Raw genomic sequence first — 19,836 nt, 5'->3', positions numbered from 1 at the left:
GCCGACCATGCCGGGAACCGACGCATCCCCGCTGCCGTTCCCGGCCGCGCCCCTGCACCGCCTGCCGGATGAACCCGACAGCGGCGGGCGGGCGTTCTGGACCTCCACCAGCGACGGTCTGCGGCTGCGGCTGGGGCTGTGGCTACCCAAGGGCGCGGCATTGGGCAGGGCGCGCGGCACGGTGCTGCTGTTTCAGGGCCGCACCGAATATCTGGAAAAATACGGCGCCATTGCCGCATGGCTGACGGCGCAGGGGCTGGCGGTGATCGCGCCCGACTGGCGTGGACAGGGGCTGTCCGACCGGCTGCTCGCCGACCGGCGCCCCGGACATATCGGCGATTTCGCCGATTACAGCGCCGATGTCGCCGCCGTGGTCAGCACCGCCGAATCGCTGGAACTGGCGCGGCCGTGGCACCTGCTGGCGCATTCCATGGGCGGCTGCATCGGGCTGGCGGCGCTGCTGGACGGGCTGCCGGTGGCGCGGGCGGCGTTCTCGGCCCCGATGTGGGGGCTGCATCACCCGCTGGTGCCGGGGGGCGTGATCAGCACGCTGACCGCAACCGCGCGGCGGCTGGGCCACAGCGGCCGCGCCGCGGTGGGCACGGGCGGCGGCGGCAACTATCTGCTGGACACGAGGTTCCGGGGCAACGCGCTGACTTCGGACGCGCGGCAATGGGCGCGGCTGCTGGCGCAGGCCGGCAGCTGGCCGGAACTGACGCTGGGCGGCGCCACCTATGGCTGGGTCGCCGCCGCGCGGGCGGAAATGGCCCGGCTCGCCGCAATGAACTCGCCCGAAATCCCGGCGCTGATCGGGGTAGGCGGCGCCGAGGCCGTGGTCTCGCAAGCCGCAATCCGCCGCCGCGCCGCCAGCTGGCCGCAGGCGCAACTGCTTGAACTGCCCGGCGCAAGGCACGAGCTGATGTTCGACCTCTCCGCCCCGCAATTCCTCGCCGCCGTGGAACAGCTGTTCGCCGCCTGAGGCTGCTTCTTCATCATCCAAATATCCTGGGGGGCCGGCCATAGGCCGGTGGGGGCAAAGCCCCCTGCTACGCCCCCTCGCCCCGCATCCGCCGCAATTCCGCGACCAGCGCGCGGGTCGAGGGATCCCCCCCGCCGCCCTGGCCCTGGCCCTCGCCCCCGCCCCCGCCCTCGCCCTCAAGCAGGGGCAACACCTCGCCCGCCAGTTCCTTGCCCAGCTCGACCCCCCATTGGTCAAAGCTGTTGATCCCCAGGATCGCGCCCTCGACAAATACGCGGTGTTCATACAGCGCAATCAACTGCCCCAGCGTGAACGGGGTCAGCGCCGGGATCAGCAGCGTGGTCGAGGGGCGGTTGCCGGGAAACACCCGATGCGCGGCCTGACGTTCGGCCTCAGGGCCGCTCAGCCCCATGGCGGCGACGATGGCGCGCGCCTCGGGCAGATCGCGGCCGCGCAGCAGCGCCCCCGATTGCGCCAGGCAATTGGCGATCAGCAGCCGCTGGTGGTGGTCCAGCGCGGGCTCCTCGCCCCGCGCGGCCACGATGAATTCGCAGGGCACCACCGCGCTGCCCTGATGCAGCAGCTGGAAAAAGGCGTGCTGGCCGTTGGTCCCCGGCTCGCCCCACACGATCGGCCCCGAGGGCCGGGCCAGCGCCTGCCCGTCCATGGTGACGCCCTTGCCGTTCGATTCCATTTCCAGCTGTTGCAGATAGGCCGGCAGGCGGCGCAGGCGCTGCGCATAGGGCAGCACGGCGCGGGTGGGGTAACCGCAGATCTGGTGGTGCCAGATCCCGACCAGCGCCAGCATCACGGCCAGGTTTTCCGCCAGCGGCGCGGCGCGGAAATGCGCGTCCATGGCGCGGCCGCCGGCCAGAAACTCGTCGAAACGCTCGGGCCCGATCCCCAGCATCAGCGACAGCCCGACCGGACCCCAGACGGAAAACCGACCCCCCACCCAGTCCTCGAAACCAAACACCGCCTGCGGGTCGATGCCGAAATCCGCCGTCCGCGCCGGCGCGGTCGACACGGCGGCAAACTGCCGCTCGGGGCGGGCAACGCTGGCCGCCATCCAGCGCCGCACGGTGTCGGCGTTGGTCATGGTCTCGACGGTGGTAAAGGTCTTTGAGGCCACGATCACCAGCGTGGTTTTCGGGTCCAGCCCGCGCAGCGTGTCGGTGGCATCGGCGCCGTCGACATTCGACAGGAAATGCAGCCGCGGCCCGTCCGCCCAGGGCGCCAGCGCCAGCGCGGCCATCGCCGGCCCAAGATCGGACCCCCCGATGCCGATGTTGACGACATCGGTATAGCGCCCGCCCTGCCCCGCGATCCGGCCCGCGCGCACCGCGCGGGCAAAACCCCGCATCCGTTCCAGCGCGGCATGGACACCCGCCAGCACGTCGCGCCCGTCAACCATGATCGGCCCGTCCAGCGCGCGCAGGGCCACATGCAGCGCGGCGCGGCCCTCGGTCTCGTTGATCTGCGCGCCGGAAAACATCGCCTCGCGCCGGGCAGCCACGCCCGAGGCCAGCGCCAGCAGCAGCCCGAGCGCCGGCGCGTCGATGGCGGTCTTGGACCAGTCAAACCACAGCCCGTCCGCCGCCACCGCACAGCGCCGCCCCCGCTGCGGGTCCGCGTCGAACAGCGCGGTGATCGGGCGGGCCTCGGTCGCGGCCCGATGCGCGGCAAGCCGCTGCCAGAGCTCTGTCATGCTTACTACTCGTTACCTGTCGCCCGGCCAATGCGGCCGCGGCCTATTTCGCGTAATGCACCCGCAGCCCCTTGAGAAAGGCCCTTATCGGCGCATCCTCAACCGGCAGCGAGGCGGCCCGTTCCAGCGCCGCGCGCTTTTCCGGGCCGGTGATCATCAGCAGCGCATCGGTGGCTGAAATCAGCGCCGGCAGGGTCAGCGTCACCCGCGGCTCGGGCACGGCAGGGGCGGTGATCGCCAGCACCGGCGGCGCCGAGGGGTCCAGCGCCGCGGCAAGCCCCGCGGCGCCCGGAAACAGGCTGGCGGTGTGCATGTCCTCGCCCATGCCCAGCAGCAGCACCGACAGCGGCAGCAGCGGCGCCACCCGTTCCGACGCCGCGGCAGCGCCGGCGTCGGGGCCCAGCCCCTCGGTATACAGTGGCACCAGTTCCGCGGCCGCGCCCTCGTCGATCAGGTTGCGCCGGATCAGCCGCGCGTTCGAGCGGTTGTGGTCGGGCGCCACCCAGCGTTCGTCGCCGGGCACCACCACCACCCGCCCCCAGTCCAGCGGTGCCGGCGCCAGCGCTTTGTAAACCGGCACCGGGGTCGAGCCGCCGGGCAGGCACAGCACCGCCCGTTCGCGCGTCTTCAGCGCCATGCCCAGCGATTCGGCGATGTCCTGCGCCACGGCCAGCGTCAGCGCCTCGCGGTCGGGATGCTCGATCAGTTTCATGGTCTCATGCCCCCAGTCTGCGTCTTGGTCCTGTCTTGGTGTCTCATGCGCGGATCTCGCGCCAGCGCCGGCCGTCGCGGTGCATCAGCGCCAGCGCCTCGTCCGGGCCGCTGCTGCCGGGCTGATAGGGTTCCGGGCGGGCCGAGCCGTTTTCCCAGGAGGCGATGATCGGGTCGATCCAGGCCCAGGCGGCCTCGACCTCGTCCCCGCGCATGAACAGGGTCTGGTTGCCGCGGATCACGTCGGTGATCAGCCGCTCATAGGCGTCGGGCATGTCGGCGCCCTCGGGGCCGAGCGCCTCGGCAAAGCTCATGTCCAGCGGCACCTCGACCAGGCGCATGCCGCCGGGGCCGGGTTCCTTGATCATCACCTTGAGGTTGATGCCTTCGTTCGGTTGCAGGCGGATCACCAGCTGGTTGGCCTTGTGCCCGGCCGAATCGTCGAAAATCGAATGCGGCGGCTCGCGGAACACCACGGCGATTTCGCTGCTGCGCTCAAGCAGGCGCTTGCCGGTGCGCAGGTAAAAGGGCACCCCCTGCCAGCGCCAGTTGGCGATGCGCAGCTTCAGCGCGACAAAGCTTTCGGTGCGGCTGTGCGGATTGTCCACGTCCTGCGCATAGGAAGGCGCCGCCCCGGCCGCATATTGCCCGCGCACCACATCGGCGGGCGCCACGGGTTCCAGCGCCCGGATCACCTTGAGCTTTTCGTCGCGCACCGCGTCGGGGTCAAAGTGCCAGGGCGGCTCCATCGCGATCAGGCAGACCAGTTGCATCAGGTGGTTCTGCACCATGTCGCGCATGGCGCCGGCGTGGTCGTAATAGGCGCCGCGCCCGGCCACGCCCACGGTTTCCGCGACGGTGATCTGCACATGGTCGATGTAAAGCGCGTTCCACAGCGGCTCGAACAACATGTTGGCGAAACGCACCGCCATCAGGTTCTGGACGGTTTCCTTGCCCAGGTAATGGTCGATCCGGTAGATCTGCGCTTCCGCGAAATGCCGCACCAGCGTGCGGTTCAGCGCCCGCGCGGTGTCGAGATCGCGGCCGAACGGCTTTTCGGCGACGATCCGCGCATCCGCCCCCGCGACAGAGTGGTCCGCCAGCCGCCGCGCGATATCCCCAAACAGCGAAGGCGCCACCGACAGGTAGAACGCCTGCACCACCCCCTTGCGCATCCGCGCGGCCAGATCGGGCCAGCCCGCATCCCCGCCGGCGTCGATGGCGATATAGGACAGCCGCTCAAGAAACCCCGGCAGTTCGGGCGACTGCGCGCGGGGCGGGTCGAATTCGGCGATCGCCGCGGCCACGTCCTTGCGAAAGGCCGCGTCATCCAGCGGGCTGCGGGCAGCGCCGATGATGCGCGCATCGGGCGGAAACTGCCCCGCGGCATGGCGGCGAAACAGCGCGGGCAGGATCTTGCGACGGGCAAGATCCCCGGTCGCCCCGAAGATGACGAGATCGAAATCATCGACCTGGATCAGACGCGATGCCATCGCGGAACCTTTCGCACTGGTCATAAGGTGGTAGAGGCTGCGGGCCGACGCGGCAAGCGTCCTGCCGATGCGCGGCAAAGCCTTGCCTGTCAGGGGCTAGGATGCCGCCCGCTCAAGCGCTTTGGCCAGCCGGGGCAGCCGCGCCCGGCCCATCAGCGCGCGCAAGGCCACCGGCCCGCCCAGCGCCTGCGCGCGGTCATGGGCGGCGCGGACGCTGGCTGCGACCGGGGCCGGGTCAGCGCGCCACAGCTCAAGCAGGAACGGGTCGGGATGGATCGCCCGCAGCCCCAGCGCCGACAGCGTGCGCGACGGGAAATCGCGCAGATTGGCGGTGACGATCACGCCTGCCCCCGCGGCCAGCGCGGTTTCGACGACATGCCGGTCGGCGGGGTCGGGCCAGTCATAGCCGGCGGTGCGGCCGGGGTGTTCGGGTATTTCCGCCTCGGGGTGGGCAAGGCGCAGCAGCGCGATCTCGGCCCCGGCCACGGCGGCCTGCTGACCGCCCAGCCGCGCGGCGGCGTGGCGCCATTCGGCAAGGATGCGCCCCGACCACCGCGGCGCAAAAAGCCCCGCATCCGCCGTGCCAATCAGGATTTCCCGCAGCACCGTCGGATAAAGAACACAAGCATCCAGAACCGCCCTGATCATCGCCTCATTCCGCCTTTCACGGCCTATGTCGTCGCGTCACCGCCCCGCCGCAAGCCCCCCGTCCCGCCCGAATCCGGCGTTCCGCGCCGGTTTACACCCAAGCGCCGGCTTGACTATCCGGGACCCCCGCGCCACCTGTCCCCGGATTACGACCTCGTGAGGGCCTTCATGTCCATTCCCCAGCAGGGCGGCGGCCCGATCGAACGGCGCGAAGAGCTGGCCGACTATATCGCCTCGGGCGAGAAACCGCGCGATGCGTGGCGCATCGGCACCGAGCACGAAAAATTCGGCTTTCTGACCGATACGCTGGAACCGCTGCCCTATGAGGGCAAGCGCTCGGTGCTGGCGATGCTCAACGGGCTGCGCGACCGCTTCGGCTGGTCCGAGCTGCGCGAAAGCGGGCATCTGATCGGCCTGTCACGCGACGGCGCCAATGTCAGCCTGGAACCCGGCGGGCAGCTGGAACTGTCGGGCGCGCCGCTGTCCGACATCCACCAGACCGACGCCGAGACCCGCCAGCATCTGGCCGAGGTCAGGGCGGTGGCCGAGCCGCTGGGCATCGGCTTCATGGGGCTGGGGGCGGCGCCGGTCTGGCGGCAGGACCAGATGCCGATGATGCCCAAGGGCCGCTATGCGCTGATGACCCCCTATATGCAGCGGGTCGGCACGCTGGGCACCCAGATGATGTATCGGACCTGCACGGTGCAGGTGAACCTGGATTTCGCGTCCGAATCCGACATGGTGCAGAAGCTGCGGGTGGCGCTGGCATTGCAGCCGGTGGCGACGGCGCTGTTCGCCAGCTCTCCGTTCCTGGACGGGCAGATGAACGGGATGAAATCCTGGCGCGCGCATATCTGGCAGAACCTTGACGAGGCGCGCACGGGGCTGTTGCCCTTTGTGTTCGAGGACGGGTTCGGGTATGAGCGCTGGGTAGATTATGTGCTTGATGTGCCGATGTATTTCGTTTTCCGTGACGGGAAATACATCGACGCGCTGGGGCAGAGCTTCCGCGATTTCCTGAACGGGCGGCTGCCGGCGCTGCCGGGGGAAATCCCCACGCTGTCGGACTGGGCCGACCACATGACCACCGTGTTCCCCGAGGCGCGGGTCAAGAAATACATCGAGATGCGCGGCGCCGACGCCGGCCCGCTAAGCCACCTGAACGCGCTGCCGGCGCTGTGGGTGGGGCTGACCTATGATCAGGGCGCGCTGGACGCCGCCAGCGACCTGATCCGCGGCTGGACCGCCGAGCAGCGCGAGGGGCTGCGCCGCGCCGCCGCCCGCGACGGGCTGGCCGGCGAACATGACGGGCTGCGACTGCGCGACCTGGCGGCCGAGGTGCTGGGCTTGGCCGAAGCCGGGCTGGCGGCGCGCGGGCAGCTGGCGGGGGGCGCGGACGAGACCGGCTTTCTGACCGTGCTGCGCGAGCGGGTGGAACGCGGCGCGACGCTGGCCGACGACCTGCTGGCGAAATACCACGGCGAATGGCAGGGTGAGCTGTCGCGCATCTACGCCGATACTGCTTACTGAAACGGGCTTACTGAAACGGGGTCCGCATCGAACGGACCCCGCAAAGATCAGGCTGGGGCTGACCCTCAGCCTTGGCGGCGTTCTTCCATGAACTGGTCGAATTCGGCCTTGTCGCGGGCCTCGCGCAGCTTCTGCAGAAAGTCGACAAAGGCGCCGTGTTCGTCCTCGAGCCGCTTCAGTGTCTCGTCGCGATAGGCGTCAAAGGCGGCATTGCCGGTGCTTTCGACGCGATGGGCGCGGCCGGTTCCGGCGTGGCGGCGGGTGCAGTTTCCGAACATGCGTTTGCTCCAGATCATGTAGCCCAGGATGGCAAGGCCGACCGGCCAGGCGGCGACAAAGCCCAGGATCATGGCGATGATCCACGCGGGCTTGCCGCGGGCGTCAAGCCAGTCGCGGGCCTGCATCAGCACCCGCTTGACCGACTGCACAAAGCCGTCGGCGGGCGCGACCGGGGTTGCGGTGGGGTTATAGGCAAGGGGCATCGGGGCGCTCCGTGGCATGTTAATGTTAATCACATTAACAATGTGGCGCGCGACGCCTCGACGTCAATCCCCGGCCCCGTTTTTTTTGCGCGCAAGGGTTATTCAGGAATCACGCCCAGCCCGCGCAGATAGATCAGCACCCCGCTTTCCAGCATGTCGGCCGCGCTGATGGGGCTGCGGGCGCCGGGGCGGCCACGGCCAAACAGCTCGACCACGCCGTGCGACAGCGCCCAGACATGGTTGGCAACCATCGTCGCGGGCGGGCGGCGGCCGGGGGGCAGGCGCGCGAACAGCGCCTCGGCGGCGCGGACCAGCGCCTGCTCGGCGCGCTCGGCGGCGGCGGCCAGATCGGCGTTGCCGGCAATCGACAGCCCCGATTCGAACATCGCCATGTAGAACCCGGGCCTTGCGGCGGCAAAGCCCAGATACGCCTCGCCCATGCGCAGGAACGCCGACAGCGCCGAGGGCCGGCCCCCGTCGAACGCCGATTCGAGCAGCGCCGCGAATTCAAGAAACCCCTGCCGCGCCACTTCCTCCAGCAGCTGGTCGCGGCCGGCGAAATGGCGATAGGGCGCCGCGGCGCTGACGCCGGCCTGACGCGCAGCCTCGGCCAGGGTAAAGGCCATCGGCCCCTTGTGCTGGATCAGCGCCGCGGTCGCATCGACCAGCGCCTGCCGCAGATTGCCGTGGTGATAGCTGACGCGGGCCATGGGCGGGGCGCGCCGCGCTAGCGGCCTTCGCCGAAATAGCCGTCGACCAGTTCGGTCAGCGCCCTCAGCAGCGCCTCGGCGTCCGGCCCCGAGGTGGTGACCTGAATCGCGCTGCCGCGGGGGGCGACCAGCATCAGCAGCCCCATGATCGAATCGCCCGACACGCGCTCGCCGTCCTTTTCGACGGTGGCGCGGGCGTCGAACTGTTCGACGGTTTCGACAAACCGGGCCGAGGCGCGGGCGTGCAGGCCCTTTTCGTTGATGATCCGCAGCTCGCGGCTGAATTCCGTCACAACACCGCCCTTCGCGCCTGCGGAGCCGCCGGGCCGGGCGCGTAGCAGTCGATGTACTTGCGCCCCGCCTCGCAGGCCAGCATCGCTGCCTGCCCCACGTCCAGATGCCGCGACTTGGCCAGCTTGACCAGCAGCGGCAGATTGGCCCCGTAAAGGATGCGGCGCTGTTCCGGCAGGCAGGCCGGCATCGACAGATTCGAGGGCGAGCCGCCGAACAGGTCGGTCACGATCACCACCCCGGCGCCGGTGTCCACCTCGTTCGCGGCGGTGCAGATCTCGGCCTGTTTCAGGGCGCGGTCATGGTCCTCTTCGATGGTGACGGCGCGGATGCCGGCTTGCGGACCCACGACGTGTTCCACCGCTGCAAGGTATTCCCGGGCCAGCCCGCCATGGGCAACAATGACAATTCCGATCAACTGTGTTCCACCATCACGACGGATCGGTGCATCCCGATCCCCCCAGATACGCCCCAGACAGTCCTGCCGCGTCGGCACGGGCTGCCGGTCCGGGCGCCTGTGAACGTCGCTCTATCTCTCGATGTCTTTTAGACACCTGCCAGGATTTTTTGGCAAGATCATCAGCCATCAACTCGACCAAAGTGACCGAGCGGTGTTGCCCGCCCGTGCAGCCAAAGCCGATGGTCACATGGGCCCTGCCCTCGTCCACCTGCGCCGGGAGCACATAAAGGATAAGGTCTCTGAGCCTGTCGAAAAAGGGCTGGAACCGCGGGTCTGCCGTCACGTAATGCTGAACCAGAGGGTCGCGGCCGTCCAGCGGGCGCAGGGCGGGTTCCCAATGGGGGTTGGCCAGAAAGCGGCAGTCGAACATGAAATCCAGCCCCTGCGGCACCCCGCGCTTGTAGCTGAAGGATTGCAGCGACACCGCAAGCCGGTCCCCGCCCCGCGCATCGAACGCCTGCGCCAGCTCGGCCCGCAGGTCGTGGGGGGACAGCTCGGTCGTGTCGATCAGCACGTCGGCGCGGTCGCGCACCGGGGCCAGCAGGTCGCGTTCGGCGGTGATCGCCTCGGCCGGGGGGATGTCGCCGGCCAGCGGGTGGCGGCGGCGGGTTTCGGAATAGCGCCGCACCAGCACGTCGGTGGCACAGTCGAGATACAGCACCTTGGGCAGGAATGCCGGGTTGCGGGTCAGCGAATCGATCAACTCGACCAGATTGGCGGCGGAAAAGTCGCGGTTGCGCACGTCCAGCCCCAGCGCCAGCGGCACCGGGCGCGCCGCCCCGTCCAGCAGCCGCGGCACCAGCGACAGGGGCAGGTTGTCGATCGCCTCGAACCCCATGTCCTCAAGCGCGTGGATCGCGGTCGAGCGCCCGGCACCCGAGGGGCCGGTGACCAGCACCAGCCGCTGGGCATCGACGATGCCGCCCGCCGCCGCGCCCGTGCCCTGCCCTTCGCCCGCCATTGCCCCGCTCTGCCCCCCTCTTCGCGCCCCGTCAGTCGCTGCGCCCGCCCGCCAGCAGCTGGCGCAGCGCCGGGGCAAGATGCGGCCCCATCGGTCCCAGCACAAGGGGCAGCGCGATCCCCAGCAGGGTGATGCTGCGCCGGGGCGGCAGGCGCATGGTCTCGGCCCGGCCAAGGTCCACCACCAGCGCCAGCGGGGTCGGCCCGGCCGGCGCGGCGGCAAGGATGCCCACCCCCCGCGCCTCGATCCGGCCCGCAAGCGGCGGCGGGCAGGCGGCGATCAGCCGGCCCGCGCGGGCGTCCAGCAGCACCCGGTCGTCAGCGACCAGCTGCGCGCCCTGCGCCATCAGCGCCAGCGCCAGCGATGATTTTCCCGCCCCCGACGGCCCCAGGATCAGCAGCCCCCGCCCCTCGACCGCCACCGCGCTGGCGTGAATCGTGGTCATCCCGCCGGCCCGTTCCGGGTGCCGACTGCAACATCTGCAAAGATGGTATCGCTAACTTTCGATGGTTGCGCTAACTGTGGCCTTTGCCGGTCTATCATCGTCAAATCCCCATGTTATTAGATGCGCCCAGCGACAGCGCCCTTATGGAGTACCGGCATGGCACAGACCCGCGTCAACCCGAACTGCAAACTCGAAGACCAGGGAATCGTCGGGCTGGGCCAGGTTCACTATAACCTGCTCGAACCCGCACTGGTCGAGGCCGCGATCCGGCGCGAGGAAGGCAGGCTGGGTCTGGGCGGTGCGTTCCTGGTGTCGACCGGCGCCAAGACCGGCCGTTCGCCCAAGGACAAATTCGTCGTCCGCACCGCTTCGGTCGAGGATTCGATCTGGTGGGACAACAACCCGCCCATGGACCCCGAAGCGTTCGAGCGGCTGCACGCCGACATGCTGGACCACATGAAGGGCCGCGAATATTTCGTGCAGGATCTGTTCGGCGGCGCCGACCCCGAACAGCGGCTGGACGTGCGGGTGGTCAGCGAAATGGCCTGGCACAGCCTGTTCATCCGCCATCTGCTGCGCCGCCCCGAGGCCGCGGAATTGGCCGGGTTTACCCCCGACTGGACCATCATCAACTGCCCCGGGTTCAAGGCCGATCCGGCGCGCCACGGCTGCCGCACGGATACGGTGATCGCGCTGAACTTCGACCGCAAGCTGATCCTGATCGCCAACACCGAATACGCGGGCGAAAACAAAAAGGGCGTGTTCACCCTGCTGAACTACATCCTGCCGGGGCGCGGGGTGATGCCGATGCACTGCTCGGCCAACCATGCGCCGGGTGACGAAAGCGACGTGGCGATCTTTTTCGGCCTGTCTGGCACCGGCAAGACCACGCTGTCGGCCGAGCCCTCGCGCACGCTGATCGGCGACGATGAACACGGCTGGTCGGACAAGGGCGTCTTCAACTTCGAGGGCGGCTGCTACGCCAAGACCATCAACCTGTCGCCCGTGGCGGAACCGGAAATCTACGCCACCACCTCGCGATTCGGGACCGTGGTGGAAAACATGGTGTTCGACCCCGACACGCTGGAACTGGATTTCGCCGACAGCTCGATCACCGAGAACATGCGCTGCGCCTATCCGCTGGAGGCGATTTCAAACGCCTCGGACACCGGCATGGCCGGGCAGCCGAAAAACGTGATCATGCTGACCTCGGACGCCTATGGGGTGATGCCGCCGATCGCGCGGCTGACCGACGCGCAGGCGATGTATCATTTCCTGTCCGGCTTCACCTCGAAGACCCCGGGGACCGAGGACGGCATCGTCGAGCCGGTGCCGACCTTTTCGACCTGTTTCGGCGCGCCCTTCATGCCGCGCCGCCCCGAGGAATACGGAAAGCTGCTGGCCGAGCGGATCCGCAAGTCCGGCGCCACCTGCTGGCTGGTCAACACAGGCTGGACCGGCGGCCCGTTCGGCACCGGAAGCCGGATGCCGATCAAGGCCACCCGCGCCCTGCTGGCCGCAGCGCTGGACGGCTCGCTGAACGGCGTCGAGTTCCGCCGCGATCCGAATTTCGGCTTTGAAGTGCCGGTTTCGCTGCCGGGCGTGGACAGCAAGCTGCTGGACCCGCGCGCGACCTGGGCGGACGGTGCCGCCTATGACGCACAGGCCGAAAAGCTGAAGGGGATGTTCCGCGACAACTTTACCAAATACGAAGACAAGGTGGATCAGGACGTGCGCGACGCGGCGATCTGATCGGTCCCTTGGCTGCGAAGGAACGAGCCGTCCCTGCGGGGGCGGCTTTTTCTTTGCCGCCGCACCGGGGCGCCGCCCCGGACCCCGGGGTATTTGACCCAGAAAGAAGCGGGCTTTCCGGCAGCGGACATGAAGCCCTGCGGGAAAAGAACGATTGCCCTGCCCGCCGCTGCGGCCAACACTGCAACCATGGCGAAACCATGGGGGACATCATGCTGAGATTTCTGGCCCGGCCGGCCACGCGCCTGATGGAGCGTTACCTGCCGGATGCATTCATTTTCGTGCTGATCCTGACGCTGGTGGCAATGGCGGCGGCGCTGCTGACGCAGCCGGTCACGCCGCTGCAACTGGTCCAGCAATGGGGCGACGGGTTCTGGAAACTGCTGGAATTCGCCATGCAGATGCTGCTGGTGCTGGTCACCGGCTATATCATGGCGACCACGCCCCTGGTCAGCCGGCTGCTGGAGCGGCTGGCGGGCATTGCGCGGGGGCCGGGTTCGGCCGTGGTCATCGTCAGCCTGGTGTCGCTGGCGGCCGCATGGCTGAACTGGGGATTCGGGCTAGTGGTGGGCGCGCTGTTTGCCAAGGCGCTGGCGCGGCGGGTGCAGGTGGATTACCGGCTGCTGATCGCCTCGGCCTATAGCGGCTTTGTCATCTGGCACGGCGGGATTTCGGGGTCCGTGCCGCTGACCATCTCGACGCCCGGGCATTTCGCCGAGGACCAGATCGGGCTGATTCCCACCAGCGCCACCACATTCGCCGGGTTCAACCTGCTGATCTGCGCGCTGCTGTTCATCTTTGTGCCGCTGATCAACCGGCTGATGATGCCGGCACCGGATGAGACCGTGCTGGTCGATCCCGCGATGCTCGAAGACCGCCGCCCGGTGCTTGCGCCGCCGCGCACCCCCGCCGAGTGGCTGGAGCGTTCACCCATCCTGCTGTGGGCGATCGCGGTGCCGGGGCTGGTCTGGATCGTGCAGCATTTCATCACCAAGGGGCCGGTGCTGAACCTCAACGTGGTGAATTTCGTGTTTCTGTTCATCGGCATCGCCCTGCACCGCAGTCCGCGCGACCTGCTGGATTCGCTGGACGAGGGTGTGCGCGGCGGCGCGGGCATCGTGATCCAGTTCCCGTTCTATGCCGGGATCATGGCGATCATGACGCAAAGCGGGCTGGCGGTCACGCTGTCCGAGTGGTTCGTGGCGATCTCGACCGCCGAGACGCTGCCCTTCTGGACGCTGATCAGCGCCGGCATCGTCAATATCTTTGTCCCCTCGGGGGGCGGGCAATGGGCGGTGCAGGCTCCGGTGGTGATACCCGCGGCGCAGGCTTTGGGGGCCGACATGACCCGCACGGTGATGGCCGTGGCCTGGGGCGATGCCTGGACCAATCTGCTGCAACCGTTCTGGGCGCTGCCGATGCTGGGCATCGCGGGGCTGAAGCCGCGCGACATCATGGGGTTCTGCATGATCCAGCTGGTCGCGACCGGCATCATCATCGGCGGCGTGCTGTATTTCCTTTGACACGCACCGGCAGCGCCGTCCGCCGCGGCGGCGCTGCCCCTATTTGCGGCGCAGGCGCGAGCGTTTGCGTTCCGCCGCGTCCGAGCGCAGCTTGCCCCGGATAAAGCCGCGGCGGGCGGCCTTGCCGCCGGGGCCGCGGGGGGCGGGCAGCGGGGCGCCCTCGACCTCGACCAGTTCCAGCGTCAGCCCGCCGGTGGTGGGCACCGCCTCGGCCAGCCGCACGGTGACGCGCTGGCCGATGCCGATGCGCAGCCCGCTGTCGGCGCCGATCAGCGTCTGATTGTATGGGTCGTAGTGGAAATATTCGCGCCCGATCTCGCGGATCGGCAACAGCCCGTCGGCGCCGGTCTCGTCCAGCCGCACAAAGGCACCGAAACGCTGCACCCCGTTGATGCGGCCGGGGAATTCGGTCCCCACCCGCTCGGACAGATAGGCGGCAAGGTAGCGGTCGTTGGTATCACGCTCGGCCGCCATGCTGCGGCGTTCGGTGTCGCTGATCTGCTGGGCGGTGTCGGACAGCGTCTCGATGTCCTGCGCCGACAGCCCGTCCTGTCCCCAGCCATGCGCCGAGATCAGCGCCCGATGCACGATCAGGTCCGAATAGCGCCGGATCGGCGAGGTGAAATGCGCATAGTTTTTCAGCGCCAGCCCGAAATGCCCAAGGTTTTCCGCATTGTAATACGCCTGCGTCATGGATCGCAGGGTGCTGATGTTGATCAGCTCGTCGAAATCGGTGCCCTGCGCCTGCGCCAGCAGCCGGTTGAGTTGGCTGGTTTGCAGCACCTGCCCCTTGGCGAGACTGAAACCCGACGCCTGCGCCACCTCGCGCAGGGCATCCAGCTTTTCGGGGCTGGGTTCTTCGTGGACGCGAAACAGCAGCGGGCGCTGGCGCCGCGACAGCTCCTCGGCGGCGGCGACATTGGCCAGCACCATGAATTCCTCGATCAGCCGGTGCGCGTCGTAGCGTTCGCGAAAGGCCACGGATTTGACCTTGCCCTCGGGGGTCAGCTCGATCCTGCGTTCGGGCAGGTCAAGGTCCAGCGGCTGACGCCGCGCCCGCGCGGCCTTGAGCAGACCGTAGCCCGCAAACAGCGGCCGGATCACGTTGTCCAGCAGGGCTTCTGTCTGGTCGTCGGGTTGCTCGTCGGCGGCGGCCTGCGCCTGTTCGTAGGACAGCGAGGCGTGGCTGCGCATCATCCCCCGGCAGAAGCGATGCCCGATCTTGTTGCCCTGCGCGTCCAGCCGCATCCGGACCGCGATCACCGGCCGGTCCACGCCCTGATGCAGCGAACACAAATCGCCCGACAGGATATCGGGCAGCATCGGCACCACCCGGTCGGGGAAATAGGTCGAGTTGCCGCGCAGCCGCGCCTCGCGGTCCAGGGCCGATTGCGGGCGGACGTAATGCGCCACATCGGCGATGGCCACCCAGACCACGACGCCCCCGGGGTTGGCCGGGTCGTCGTCGAACATCGCCGCCACCGCGTCGTCGTGGTCGCGCGCATCCTCGGGGTCGATGGTGACCAGGGGCAGGTCGCGCAGATCCTCGTGATCGTCCATGGGGGCGGGTTTCTGGGCGTCGGCCTCGGCCATCACCGCGTCGGGGAAATCGTCGGGGATGCCGTGCTGGTGGATGGCGATCAGGCTGACCGCCCGAGGGGCCGAGGGATCGCCCAGCCGCTGGGTGATGCGGGCCTGCGGCAGGCCCAGACGGTTGCGCGAGCCGATCTGCTCGGCCTCGACCAGCTCGCCGTCCTGCGCGTCCTGCGTGGCGTCGCCGCGCACCCGCCAGGTCTTGTCGGCGCCCTTGTCGATGGGCAGGATGCGCCCACCCTCGGTTTCCTTGCGGAAGATGCCGACGATGCGATGCGGGGCGGTGCCGATGCGGCGCATCAGCCGTGCTTCATACTGGTGGTCCTCGGCCGTGACATCCGCCAGCCGGACCAGCACCCGCTCGCCCGCGCCCACGGCAGGCTCGGTGCTGCCCGGCAGGAACAGGATACGCGGCGCGGGCGCGGTGCCCTGCCATTCCAGCGGCCGCGCGAACAGGTCGCCGTTTGCGTCGGGGGGCAGGATCTCGACCACGCTGACCGGGGGCAGCCGTTCGTGATCGCGATAGCTGCGACGGCGGCGTTCCAGCAGCCCCTCGGCCTCAAGCTCGCGCAGCAGGCGCTTCAGCTCGATCCGGGCGCTGCCCTTGATGTTGAAGGCCTTGGCGATGTCGCGCTTGGCGGTCGCGTCGGGGTTGTCTGCGATCCAGTCGAGGATCTGCTGGCGGGAGGGAAGCATCTGGACCATGGCTGCACGCTTATCACGCCGCCCCGACCGGCGGCAGAGGGGAAAGCACACCCCCGCACCACAAGTTCCCGGCTCAGGCGGCCGAGGTCTTGAGCGCCCGCACCCGCGCGGCCAGCCCGGCCATGTCGTCGTCGGGGATGCCCAGCTCGGCCAGATGGGCGACGGTGTTGAACAGGTAATCGGCATTCGGCCCGCGCCCGCCATGGGCGGCGGCAATGATCGCGGCCTGTTCGTCGGGCGACAGGCCGGCCGCGTATTGCCGATGCTCGGGGCGCATCACATAGGTCACCGCGGCGACGCGGCGCCCGTCGGCCAGCGCCAGGTCGATGCTGGCCTCACGATAGGCTTGGGTCACCAGCTCGCGGGTGCGGATGGCGGCGATGACCTCGGGCCACAGCGCATCGTCGATTCGCAGCGCCAGCCCGGTGCAGGACGCCTGTTCGCAGGGCTCCAGCCCCAGCACCAGCCCCGGCTGCGCCAGCGTCCCGCGATGGCAGACCGAACGCAGGCAGAAACTGCGCCGCCAGCCCTCGGTATGCGCGATCACCCGCTCGGCCACCGGGAAACCCGGCGCCCACATCAGCGAGCCATAGCCGAAAACCCAGAAACCTTTATCCATCGGCTTGCCCTTTCCACCGGGCAAAGGTTAGGGCGGATGCGCGATTTTGCAAGTGAGGCGCCGATGCGGTTCCTGTCGATCCTGCTGCTGGCGCTGGGGGTGGCGCTGGGCTTTGCATGGCTGGGTGGGGAAAGCTGGCTGGCCGGCAAGGCGCGCGGGATCATCGCGCAGGATCCCCGGATCAGCGCCGCCTCGGTCGCGCCGCTGCGGCGGCTGGACCGGATCGGGCTGCATCTGGACAATGTCGCCGTCGCGACGCCGCAAGGGGCGGCCGCTCTGCCCACGCTCGACCTGTGGGCGGCGCCAAGCTCGCCCCATCGCTTCCACGCCGAACTGCCGCCGCAGATGCTGCTGCCGATCCAGGGGGATGCGCGACAGGTCGCGGCGCAGGACGCGGAACTGACATTGCAGCTTTCCCCGGGCAGCGGCATGGCGGTGGCGCTGATGGCGGCACGCAGCGGCAAGGTCTCGGTCGAGGGCGCGCCGCTGCTTGCGCGGCTGGACGCCCGCGCACTTCTGGTGCCGATGGGGGCGCAGGCCCCGCAAGCCGCCCGCGCCGCCTATGCGGTCGAGGCCGAGTGGTCTGCGCTGACCCCGGGCGCGGCTTTGGACCTGCCCGCGGCGTTGGCCGCGCAGGCGCTGTCGGGTCAGGGGACCGCGCAGGTGTTTCTGACCGGCCCGCTGCGCCCCGGCGAACCAAAGCCGCGGCTGGCCGGCATCGCCTCGCCCGGCTTCACCCTGACGCTGGGGCCGCAGTCGCTGCGCGTCGCCGGGCAGCTGACGGCGGACGCGGACAACCGGGCCGAGGGCGCGCTGTTTCTTTACACCACCGACGCCCGCGCCTGGATGCAGCTGACGGGGGATCTGGGGCTGATTCCGCCCCGGCTGGTCATGCTGGCCGGCAGCGCGCTGGAACAGGCGGCCGGGACCGAACCGCCCGCCACCACCCCGGCCCCGCCCGATTCCGCCCCGGGCGAGCTGCGCATCCCGCTGACCTTCCGCGATGGCCGCATGTTCCTCGGCCCGCTGCCACTGGGCGAGGCGCCGCGCCTCGGCCGTTGAGTGGACCGCCGCGCCTCGGCGTAGCTGCTTCTTCCTTGCTCAAATATCCCGGGGCTTTACTCTTTCTCCACCCCGCGGCCGAAGTCGGGGGCGGCGGTGTCCTGACCGGCCTCGATGATGCCGCGGCGGATGGCGCGGGTGCGGGTGAAATAGTCGTGCAGATGCTGGCCGTCGCCCATGCGGATGGCGCGTTGCAGCACGAACAGCTCTTCGGCAAAGCGGCCGAGGATATCCAGCGTCGCCTCGCGGTTGTGCAGGAACACGTCGCGCCACATCGTCGGGTCCGAGGCCGCGATGCGGGTGAAATCGCGAAAACCGGCGGCGGAATACTTGATCACCTCGTCGTCGGTGACGCGGCGCAGGTGGTCGGCGACGCCGACCATCGTATAGGCGATCAGATGCGGCGCGTGGCTGGTCACCGCCAGCACCAGGTCGTGATGCGCGGGCTCCATCGTTTCGACATTGGCGCCCAGCGCGCGGACCAGATCGGACAGGCGCGCGACCGCCGCCGGGTCGCTGTCGGGCAAGGGCGTCAGCAGCCACCAGCGGTTGCGAAACAGTCCCGCAAAGCCCGAACGCGGGCCGGAATGTTCGGTCCCCGCCAGCGGGTGGCCGGGGATGAAATGCACGCCTGCGGGGATATGGGGCGCCACCGCCTCGATCACCGATTGCTTGACCGAACCCACGTCGGTCAGGATCGCGCCCGGCGCCAGATGCGGGGCGATCTCGGCCGCGACCGCGCCCATGGCGCCCACCGGCACCGCCAGCACCACCAGATCGGCGCCGGCGACGGCCTCGGCCGCGCTGTCGGTCACCTCGTCCACCAGCCCGATTTCGCGCGCGACATCGCGGGTCTCGTCCGAGCGGGCATAGCCCACCACACGCCCCGCCAGCCCCGATTCGCGCATCGCCAGCGACATCGAGCCGGCGATCAGCCCCAGCCCGATCAGCGCCACGCGCCGGAACATCGGCGCGGCTGCCGGCGCGGTCATGTCGCCACCGCGGCGCGGCCGGCCATGAACTGGCCGATGACATGGGCCACGCGGCGGCAGGATGCCTCGTCCCCGATGGTGATGCGCAGGCAGTCGGGCAGGCCGTAGCCGCCGACAAGGCGCACGATGATGCCCTCGCCCCGCAGCATGGCGTCGCAGGCCGCGGCCGTCGCCGCATCCTCGAACCGGGCGAGGATGAAATTGGCAAACGACGGGTCCGAGGGCACGCCGCGTTCTGCCAGCGCCGCCGCCAGCCAGTCACGCAGCCGCGCGTTTTCGCTGCGGGAATGGTCCAGATGCGCGTGATCGCGCACCGCGGCCTCGGCCCCTTCCAGCGCAAGGCTGGACAGGTTGAACGGGCCGCGGATCCGGTTCAGCACGTCGATGATTTCGCGCGCGGCATAGGCCCAGCCGACCCGCAGCCCGCCCAGCCCGTAGATCTTGGAAAATGTCCGGGTCATCACCACATTGGGCAGCCGCTCGACCAGCCCTGCGCCGCCGTCGAAATCGGGGCTGACATATTCGGCGTAAGCCCCGTCGATCACCAGCAGCGCCTGCGGCACCGCATGGGCCAGCCGCGCAAGCTCGTCCTCGGTCACCATGGTGCCGGTGGGGTTGTTGGGGTTGGCGACAAAGATCAGCCGCGTTTTGTCCGTCGCCGCCGCGATCAGCGCATCGATGTCGGTGGTGCGCTCGCGCTCGGGCGCGGCGATCGGGGTCGCGCCTGCCGCCAGCGCGCTGATGCGATACATCAGGAACCCGTGTTCGGTGAACAGCACCTCGGTTCCGGGACCGGCATAAGCCTGGCACAGGAAATGGATGATCTCGTCCGAACCCACGCCGCAGATGATCCGGTCGGGGTCCAGCCCGTGCGCCTCGGCGATGGCGGTGCGCAGCCGCAGGTGGTCGGTCGGCGGATAGCGGTGCATCGAATGCGCCGCCCGCGCCACTGCCTCGCGCGTCTTGTCGCTGGCGCCAAAGGGGTTTTCGTTCGAGCTGAGCTTCAGCACGTCGCTGCGCCCCGACAGCGTGGCGGCCCCGGCCTGGTAAAGCGCGATCTCCATGATGCCGGGCTGGGGCTGGATCACGGGGCGGGGCTGGTCGGAACCGGGCTGGCTGGAACGGGGCGGCTGCTGGCTCATGTCGTGCTCTCGAATGGGTCAGGTCGTCTT

Annotated in this window: 19 protein-coding genes; 5 read left to right on the top strand and 14 right to left on the bottom strand. The window is 69.2% G+C overall.

Annotation, left to right across the window (positions count from 1 at the left end; translation table 11 throughout):
• The first annotated feature begins 7 nt into the window (after window positions 1–7).
• On the top strand, window positions 8–979 hold the full coding sequence (locus BLW83_RS05680) for an alpha/beta fold hydrolase (protein ID WP_090846507.1): 972 nt from the start codon (window positions 8–10) through the stop codon (window positions 977–979).
• A 67-nt stretch (window positions 980–1,046) separates the two neighbouring features.
• On the opposite strand, the gene pgi is transcribed toward BLW83_RS05680, so the two are convergent.
• The 4 genes from pgi to BLW83_RS05660 all read right to left on the bottom strand — a co-directional run bounded on the left by pgi (window position 1,047) and on the right by BLW83_RS05660 (window position 5,536).
• Window positions 1,047–2,687, bottom strand: a complete 1,641-nt coding sequence (gene pgi, locus BLW83_RS05675) for a glucose-6-phosphate isomerase (RefSeq protein ID WP_090846505.1) — start codon at window positions 2,685–2,687, stop codon at window positions 1,047–1,049.
• Window positions 2,688–2,730: 43 nt separating this feature from the next.
• Window positions 2,731–3,399 (bottom strand): 6-phosphogluconolactonase, encoded by a 669-nt coding sequence (pgl, locus tag BLW83_RS05670; RefSeq protein WP_090846503.1) that lies wholly within the window; start codon window positions 3,397–3,399, stop codon window positions 2,731–2,733.
• Window positions 3,400–3,442: 43 nt separating this feature from the next.
• On the bottom strand, window positions 3,443–4,891 hold the full coding sequence (zwf, locus tag BLW83_RS05665) for a glucose-6-phosphate dehydrogenase (protein WP_090846500.1): 1,449 nt from the start codon (window positions 4,889–4,891) through the stop codon (window positions 3,443–3,445).
• A gap of 96 nt (window positions 4,892–4,987) precedes the next feature.
• Window positions 4,988–5,536, bottom strand: coding sequence for an RSP_2648 family PIN domain-containing protein (locus tag BLW83_RS05660; protein WP_090847497.1), 549 nt, complete (start codon window positions 5,534–5,536; stop codon window positions 4,988–4,990).
• A gap of 171 nt (window positions 5,537–5,707) precedes the next feature.
• Here BLW83_RS05660 and BLW83_RS05655 point away from each other — a divergent pair, with 171 nt between their 5' ends.
• Entirely contained in the window at window positions 5,708–7,069 is a 1,362-nt protein-coding gene (locus BLW83_RS05655) for a glutamate--cysteine ligase (RefSeq protein ID WP_090846498.1), read from the top strand.
• Between the two features lie 65 nt (window positions 7,070–7,134).
• On the opposite strand, the gene BLW83_RS05650 is transcribed toward BLW83_RS05655, so the two are convergent.
• From BLW83_RS05650 to BLW83_RS05625, 6 genes are all read right to left on the bottom strand, one after another.
• Entirely contained in the window at window positions 7,135–7,551 is a 417-nt protein-coding gene (locus BLW83_RS05650; protein WP_090846496.1) for a DUF2852 domain-containing protein, read from the bottom strand.
• Window positions 7,552–7,649: 98 nt separating this feature from the next.
• On the bottom strand, window positions 7,650–8,261 hold the full coding sequence (locus tag BLW83_RS05645; protein ID WP_090846494.1) for a TetR/AcrR family transcriptional regulator: 612 nt from the start codon (window positions 8,259–8,261) through the stop codon (window positions 7,650–7,652).
• 17 nt (window positions 8,262–8,278) lie between these two features.
• Window positions 8,279–8,554, bottom strand: coding sequence for an HPr family phosphocarrier protein (locus tag BLW83_RS05640; protein ID WP_090846492.1), 276 nt, complete (start codon window positions 8,552–8,554; stop codon window positions 8,279–8,281).
• The gene (locus BLW83_RS05635; RefSeq protein ID WP_090846490.1) at window positions 8,551–8,970 is read right to left on the bottom strand and encodes a PTS sugar transporter subunit IIA; all 420 of its coding nucleotides are present in this window, start codon (window positions 8,968–8,970) and stop codon (window positions 8,551–8,553) included. Before BLW83_RS05635 ends, BLW83_RS05640 begins: the two co-directional genes overlap by 4 nt.
• Window positions 8,971–8,983: 13 nt before the next feature.
• Window positions 8,984–9,973, bottom strand: a complete 990-nt coding sequence (gene rapZ / locus BLW83_RS05630) for an RNase adapter RapZ (RefSeq protein ID WP_090846488.1) — start codon at window positions 9,971–9,973, stop codon at window positions 8,984–8,986.
• Window positions 9,974–10,004: 31 nt separating this feature from the next.
• Complete coding sequence (locus BLW83_RS05625) at window positions 10,005–10,418, bottom strand: HPr kinase/phosphorylase (protein ID WP_090846486.1); 414 nt, start codon at window positions 10,416–10,418, stop codon at window positions 10,005–10,007.
• A 156-nt stretch (window positions 10,419–10,574) separates the two neighbouring features.
• On the opposite strand from BLW83_RS05625, the gene BLW83_RS05620 reads away from it, so the two are divergent.
• Window positions 10,575–12,170 carry a phosphoenolpyruvate carboxykinase gene (locus BLW83_RS05620; RefSeq protein ID WP_090846484.1) on the top strand — a complete coding sequence of 532 codons (1,596 nt, stop codon included), beginning with the start codon at window positions 10,575–10,577 and terminating at the stop codon, window positions 12,168–12,170.
• Window positions 12,171–12,382: 212 nt separating this feature from the next.
• Window positions 12,383–13,693, top strand: a complete 1,311-nt coding sequence (locus BLW83_RS05615) for a short-chain fatty acid transporter (RefSeq protein WP_090847495.1) — start codon at window positions 12,383–12,385, stop codon at window positions 13,691–13,693.
• Between the two features lie 39 nt (window positions 13,694–13,732).
• Here the strand turns inward: BLW83_RS05615 and rnr are convergent, their stop codons facing one another.
• Both rnr and BLW83_RS05605 read right to left on the bottom strand, forming a co-directional pair.
• Window positions 13,733–15,991, bottom strand: a complete 2,259-nt coding sequence (gene rnr / locus BLW83_RS05610; protein ID WP_090846482.1) for a ribonuclease R — start codon at window positions 15,989–15,991, stop codon at window positions 13,733–13,735.
• A 73-nt stretch (window positions 15,992–16,064) separates the two neighbouring features.
• Window positions 16,065–16,610: a gamma-glutamylcyclotransferase gene (locus tag BLW83_RS05605; protein ID WP_090847493.1), complete on the bottom strand. Its 546-nt coding sequence runs from the start codon at window positions 16,608–16,610 to the stop codon at window positions 16,065–16,067.
• A 36-nt stretch (window positions 16,611–16,646) separates the two neighbouring features.
• On the opposite strand from BLW83_RS05605, the gene BLW83_RS05600 reads away from it, so the two are divergent.
• A complete protein-coding gene (locus BLW83_RS05600) occupies window positions 16,647–17,672 on the top strand; it encodes a DUF2125 domain-containing protein (protein WP_177172500.1) in 1,026 nt (341 codons plus the stop codon).
• A gap of 56 nt (window positions 17,673–17,728) precedes the next feature.
• On the opposite strand, the gene BLW83_RS05595 is transcribed toward BLW83_RS05600, so the two are convergent.
• Window positions 17,729–18,664: a prephenate/arogenate dehydrogenase family protein gene (locus tag BLW83_RS05595; protein WP_245728649.1), complete on the bottom strand. Its 936-nt coding sequence runs from the start codon at window positions 18,662–18,664 to the stop codon at window positions 17,729–17,731.
• Window positions 18,661–19,806, bottom strand: coding sequence for a histidinol-phosphate transaminase (hisC, locus tag BLW83_RS05590; protein ID WP_090846478.1), 1,146 nt, complete (start codon window positions 19,804–19,806; stop codon window positions 18,661–18,663). The genes BLW83_RS05595 and hisC overlap by 4 nt, the downstream gene beginning before the upstream one ends.
• Window positions 19,807–19,836: the final 30 nt, after the last annotated feature.

The sequence above is a fragment of the Paracoccus alkenifer genome (assembly GCF_900108405.1).
GTDB lineage: Bacteria > Pseudomonadota > Alphaproteobacteria > Rhodobacterales > Rhodobacteraceae > Paracoccus > Paracoccus alkenifer.
The sequence above is the reverse complement of the archived record's forward strand: the minus strand, read 5'-3'. Positions and strand labels throughout refer to the sequence as shown.

Bases quoted from the DNA above. Each gene is read 5' to 3' on its own strand.
- BLW83_RS05625 (WP_090846486.1), bottom strand. From the start codon at position 10,418: ATGACCACGATTCACGCCAGCGCGGTGGCGGTCGAGGGGCGGGGGCTG.
- hisC (WP_090846478.1), bottom strand. From the start codon at position 19,806: ATGAGCCAGCAGCCGCCCCGTTCCAGCCAGCCCGGTTCCGACCAGCCC.
- BLW83_RS05605 (WP_090847493.1), bottom strand. From the start codon at position 16,610: ATGGATAAAGGTTTCTGGGTTTTCGGCTATGGCTCGCTGATGTGGGCG.
- BLW83_RS05655 (WP_090846498.1), top strand. From the start codon at position 5,708: ATGTCCATTCCCCAGCAGGGCGGCGGCCCGATCGAACGGCGCGAAGAG.
- zwf (WP_090846500.1), bottom strand. From the start codon at position 4,891: ATGGCATCGCGTCTGATCCAGGTCGATGATTTCGATCTCGTCATCTTC.
- BLW83_RS05645 (WP_090846494.1), bottom strand. From the start codon at position 8,261: ATGGCCCGCGTCAGCTATCACCACGGCAATCTGCGGCAGGCGCTGGTC.
- rapZ (WP_090846488.1), bottom strand. From the start codon at position 9,973: ATGGCGGGCGAAGGGCAGGGCACGGGCGCGGCGGCGGGCGGCATCGTC.
- BLW83_RS05600 (WP_177172500.1), top strand. From the start codon at position 16,647: ATGCGCGATTTTGCAAGTGAGGCGCCGATGCGGTTCCTGTCGATCCTG.
- pgi (WP_090846505.1), bottom strand. From the start codon at position 2,687: ATGACAGAGCTCTGGCAGCGGCTTGCCGCGCATCGGGCCGCGACCGAG.
- BLW83_RS05615 (WP_090847495.1), top strand. From the start codon at position 12,383: ATGCTGAGATTTCTGGCCCGGCCGGCCACGCGCCTGATGGAGCGTTAC.
- BLW83_RS05680 (WP_090846507.1), top strand. From the start codon at position 8: ATGCCGGGAACCGACGCATCCCCGCTGCCGTTCCCGGCCGCGCCCCTG.
- BLW83_RS05650 (WP_090846496.1), bottom strand. From the start codon at position 7,551: ATGCCCCTTGCCTATAACCCCACCGCAACCCCGGTCGCGCCCGCCGAC.
- BLW83_RS05620 (WP_090846484.1), top strand. From the start codon at position 10,575: ATGGCACAGACCCGCGTCAACCCGAACTGCAAACTCGAAGACCAGGGA.
- BLW83_RS05595 (WP_245728649.1), bottom strand. From the start codon at position 18,664: ATGACCGCGCCGGCAGCCGCGCCGATGTTCCGGCGCGTGGCGCTGATC.
- rnr (WP_090846482.1), bottom strand. From the start codon at position 15,991: ATGGTCCAGATGCTTCCCTCCCGCCAGCAGATCCTCGACTGGATCGCA.
- pgl (WP_090846503.1), bottom strand. From the start codon at position 3,399: ATGAAACTGATCGAGCATCCCGACCGCGAGGCGCTGACGCTGGCCGTG.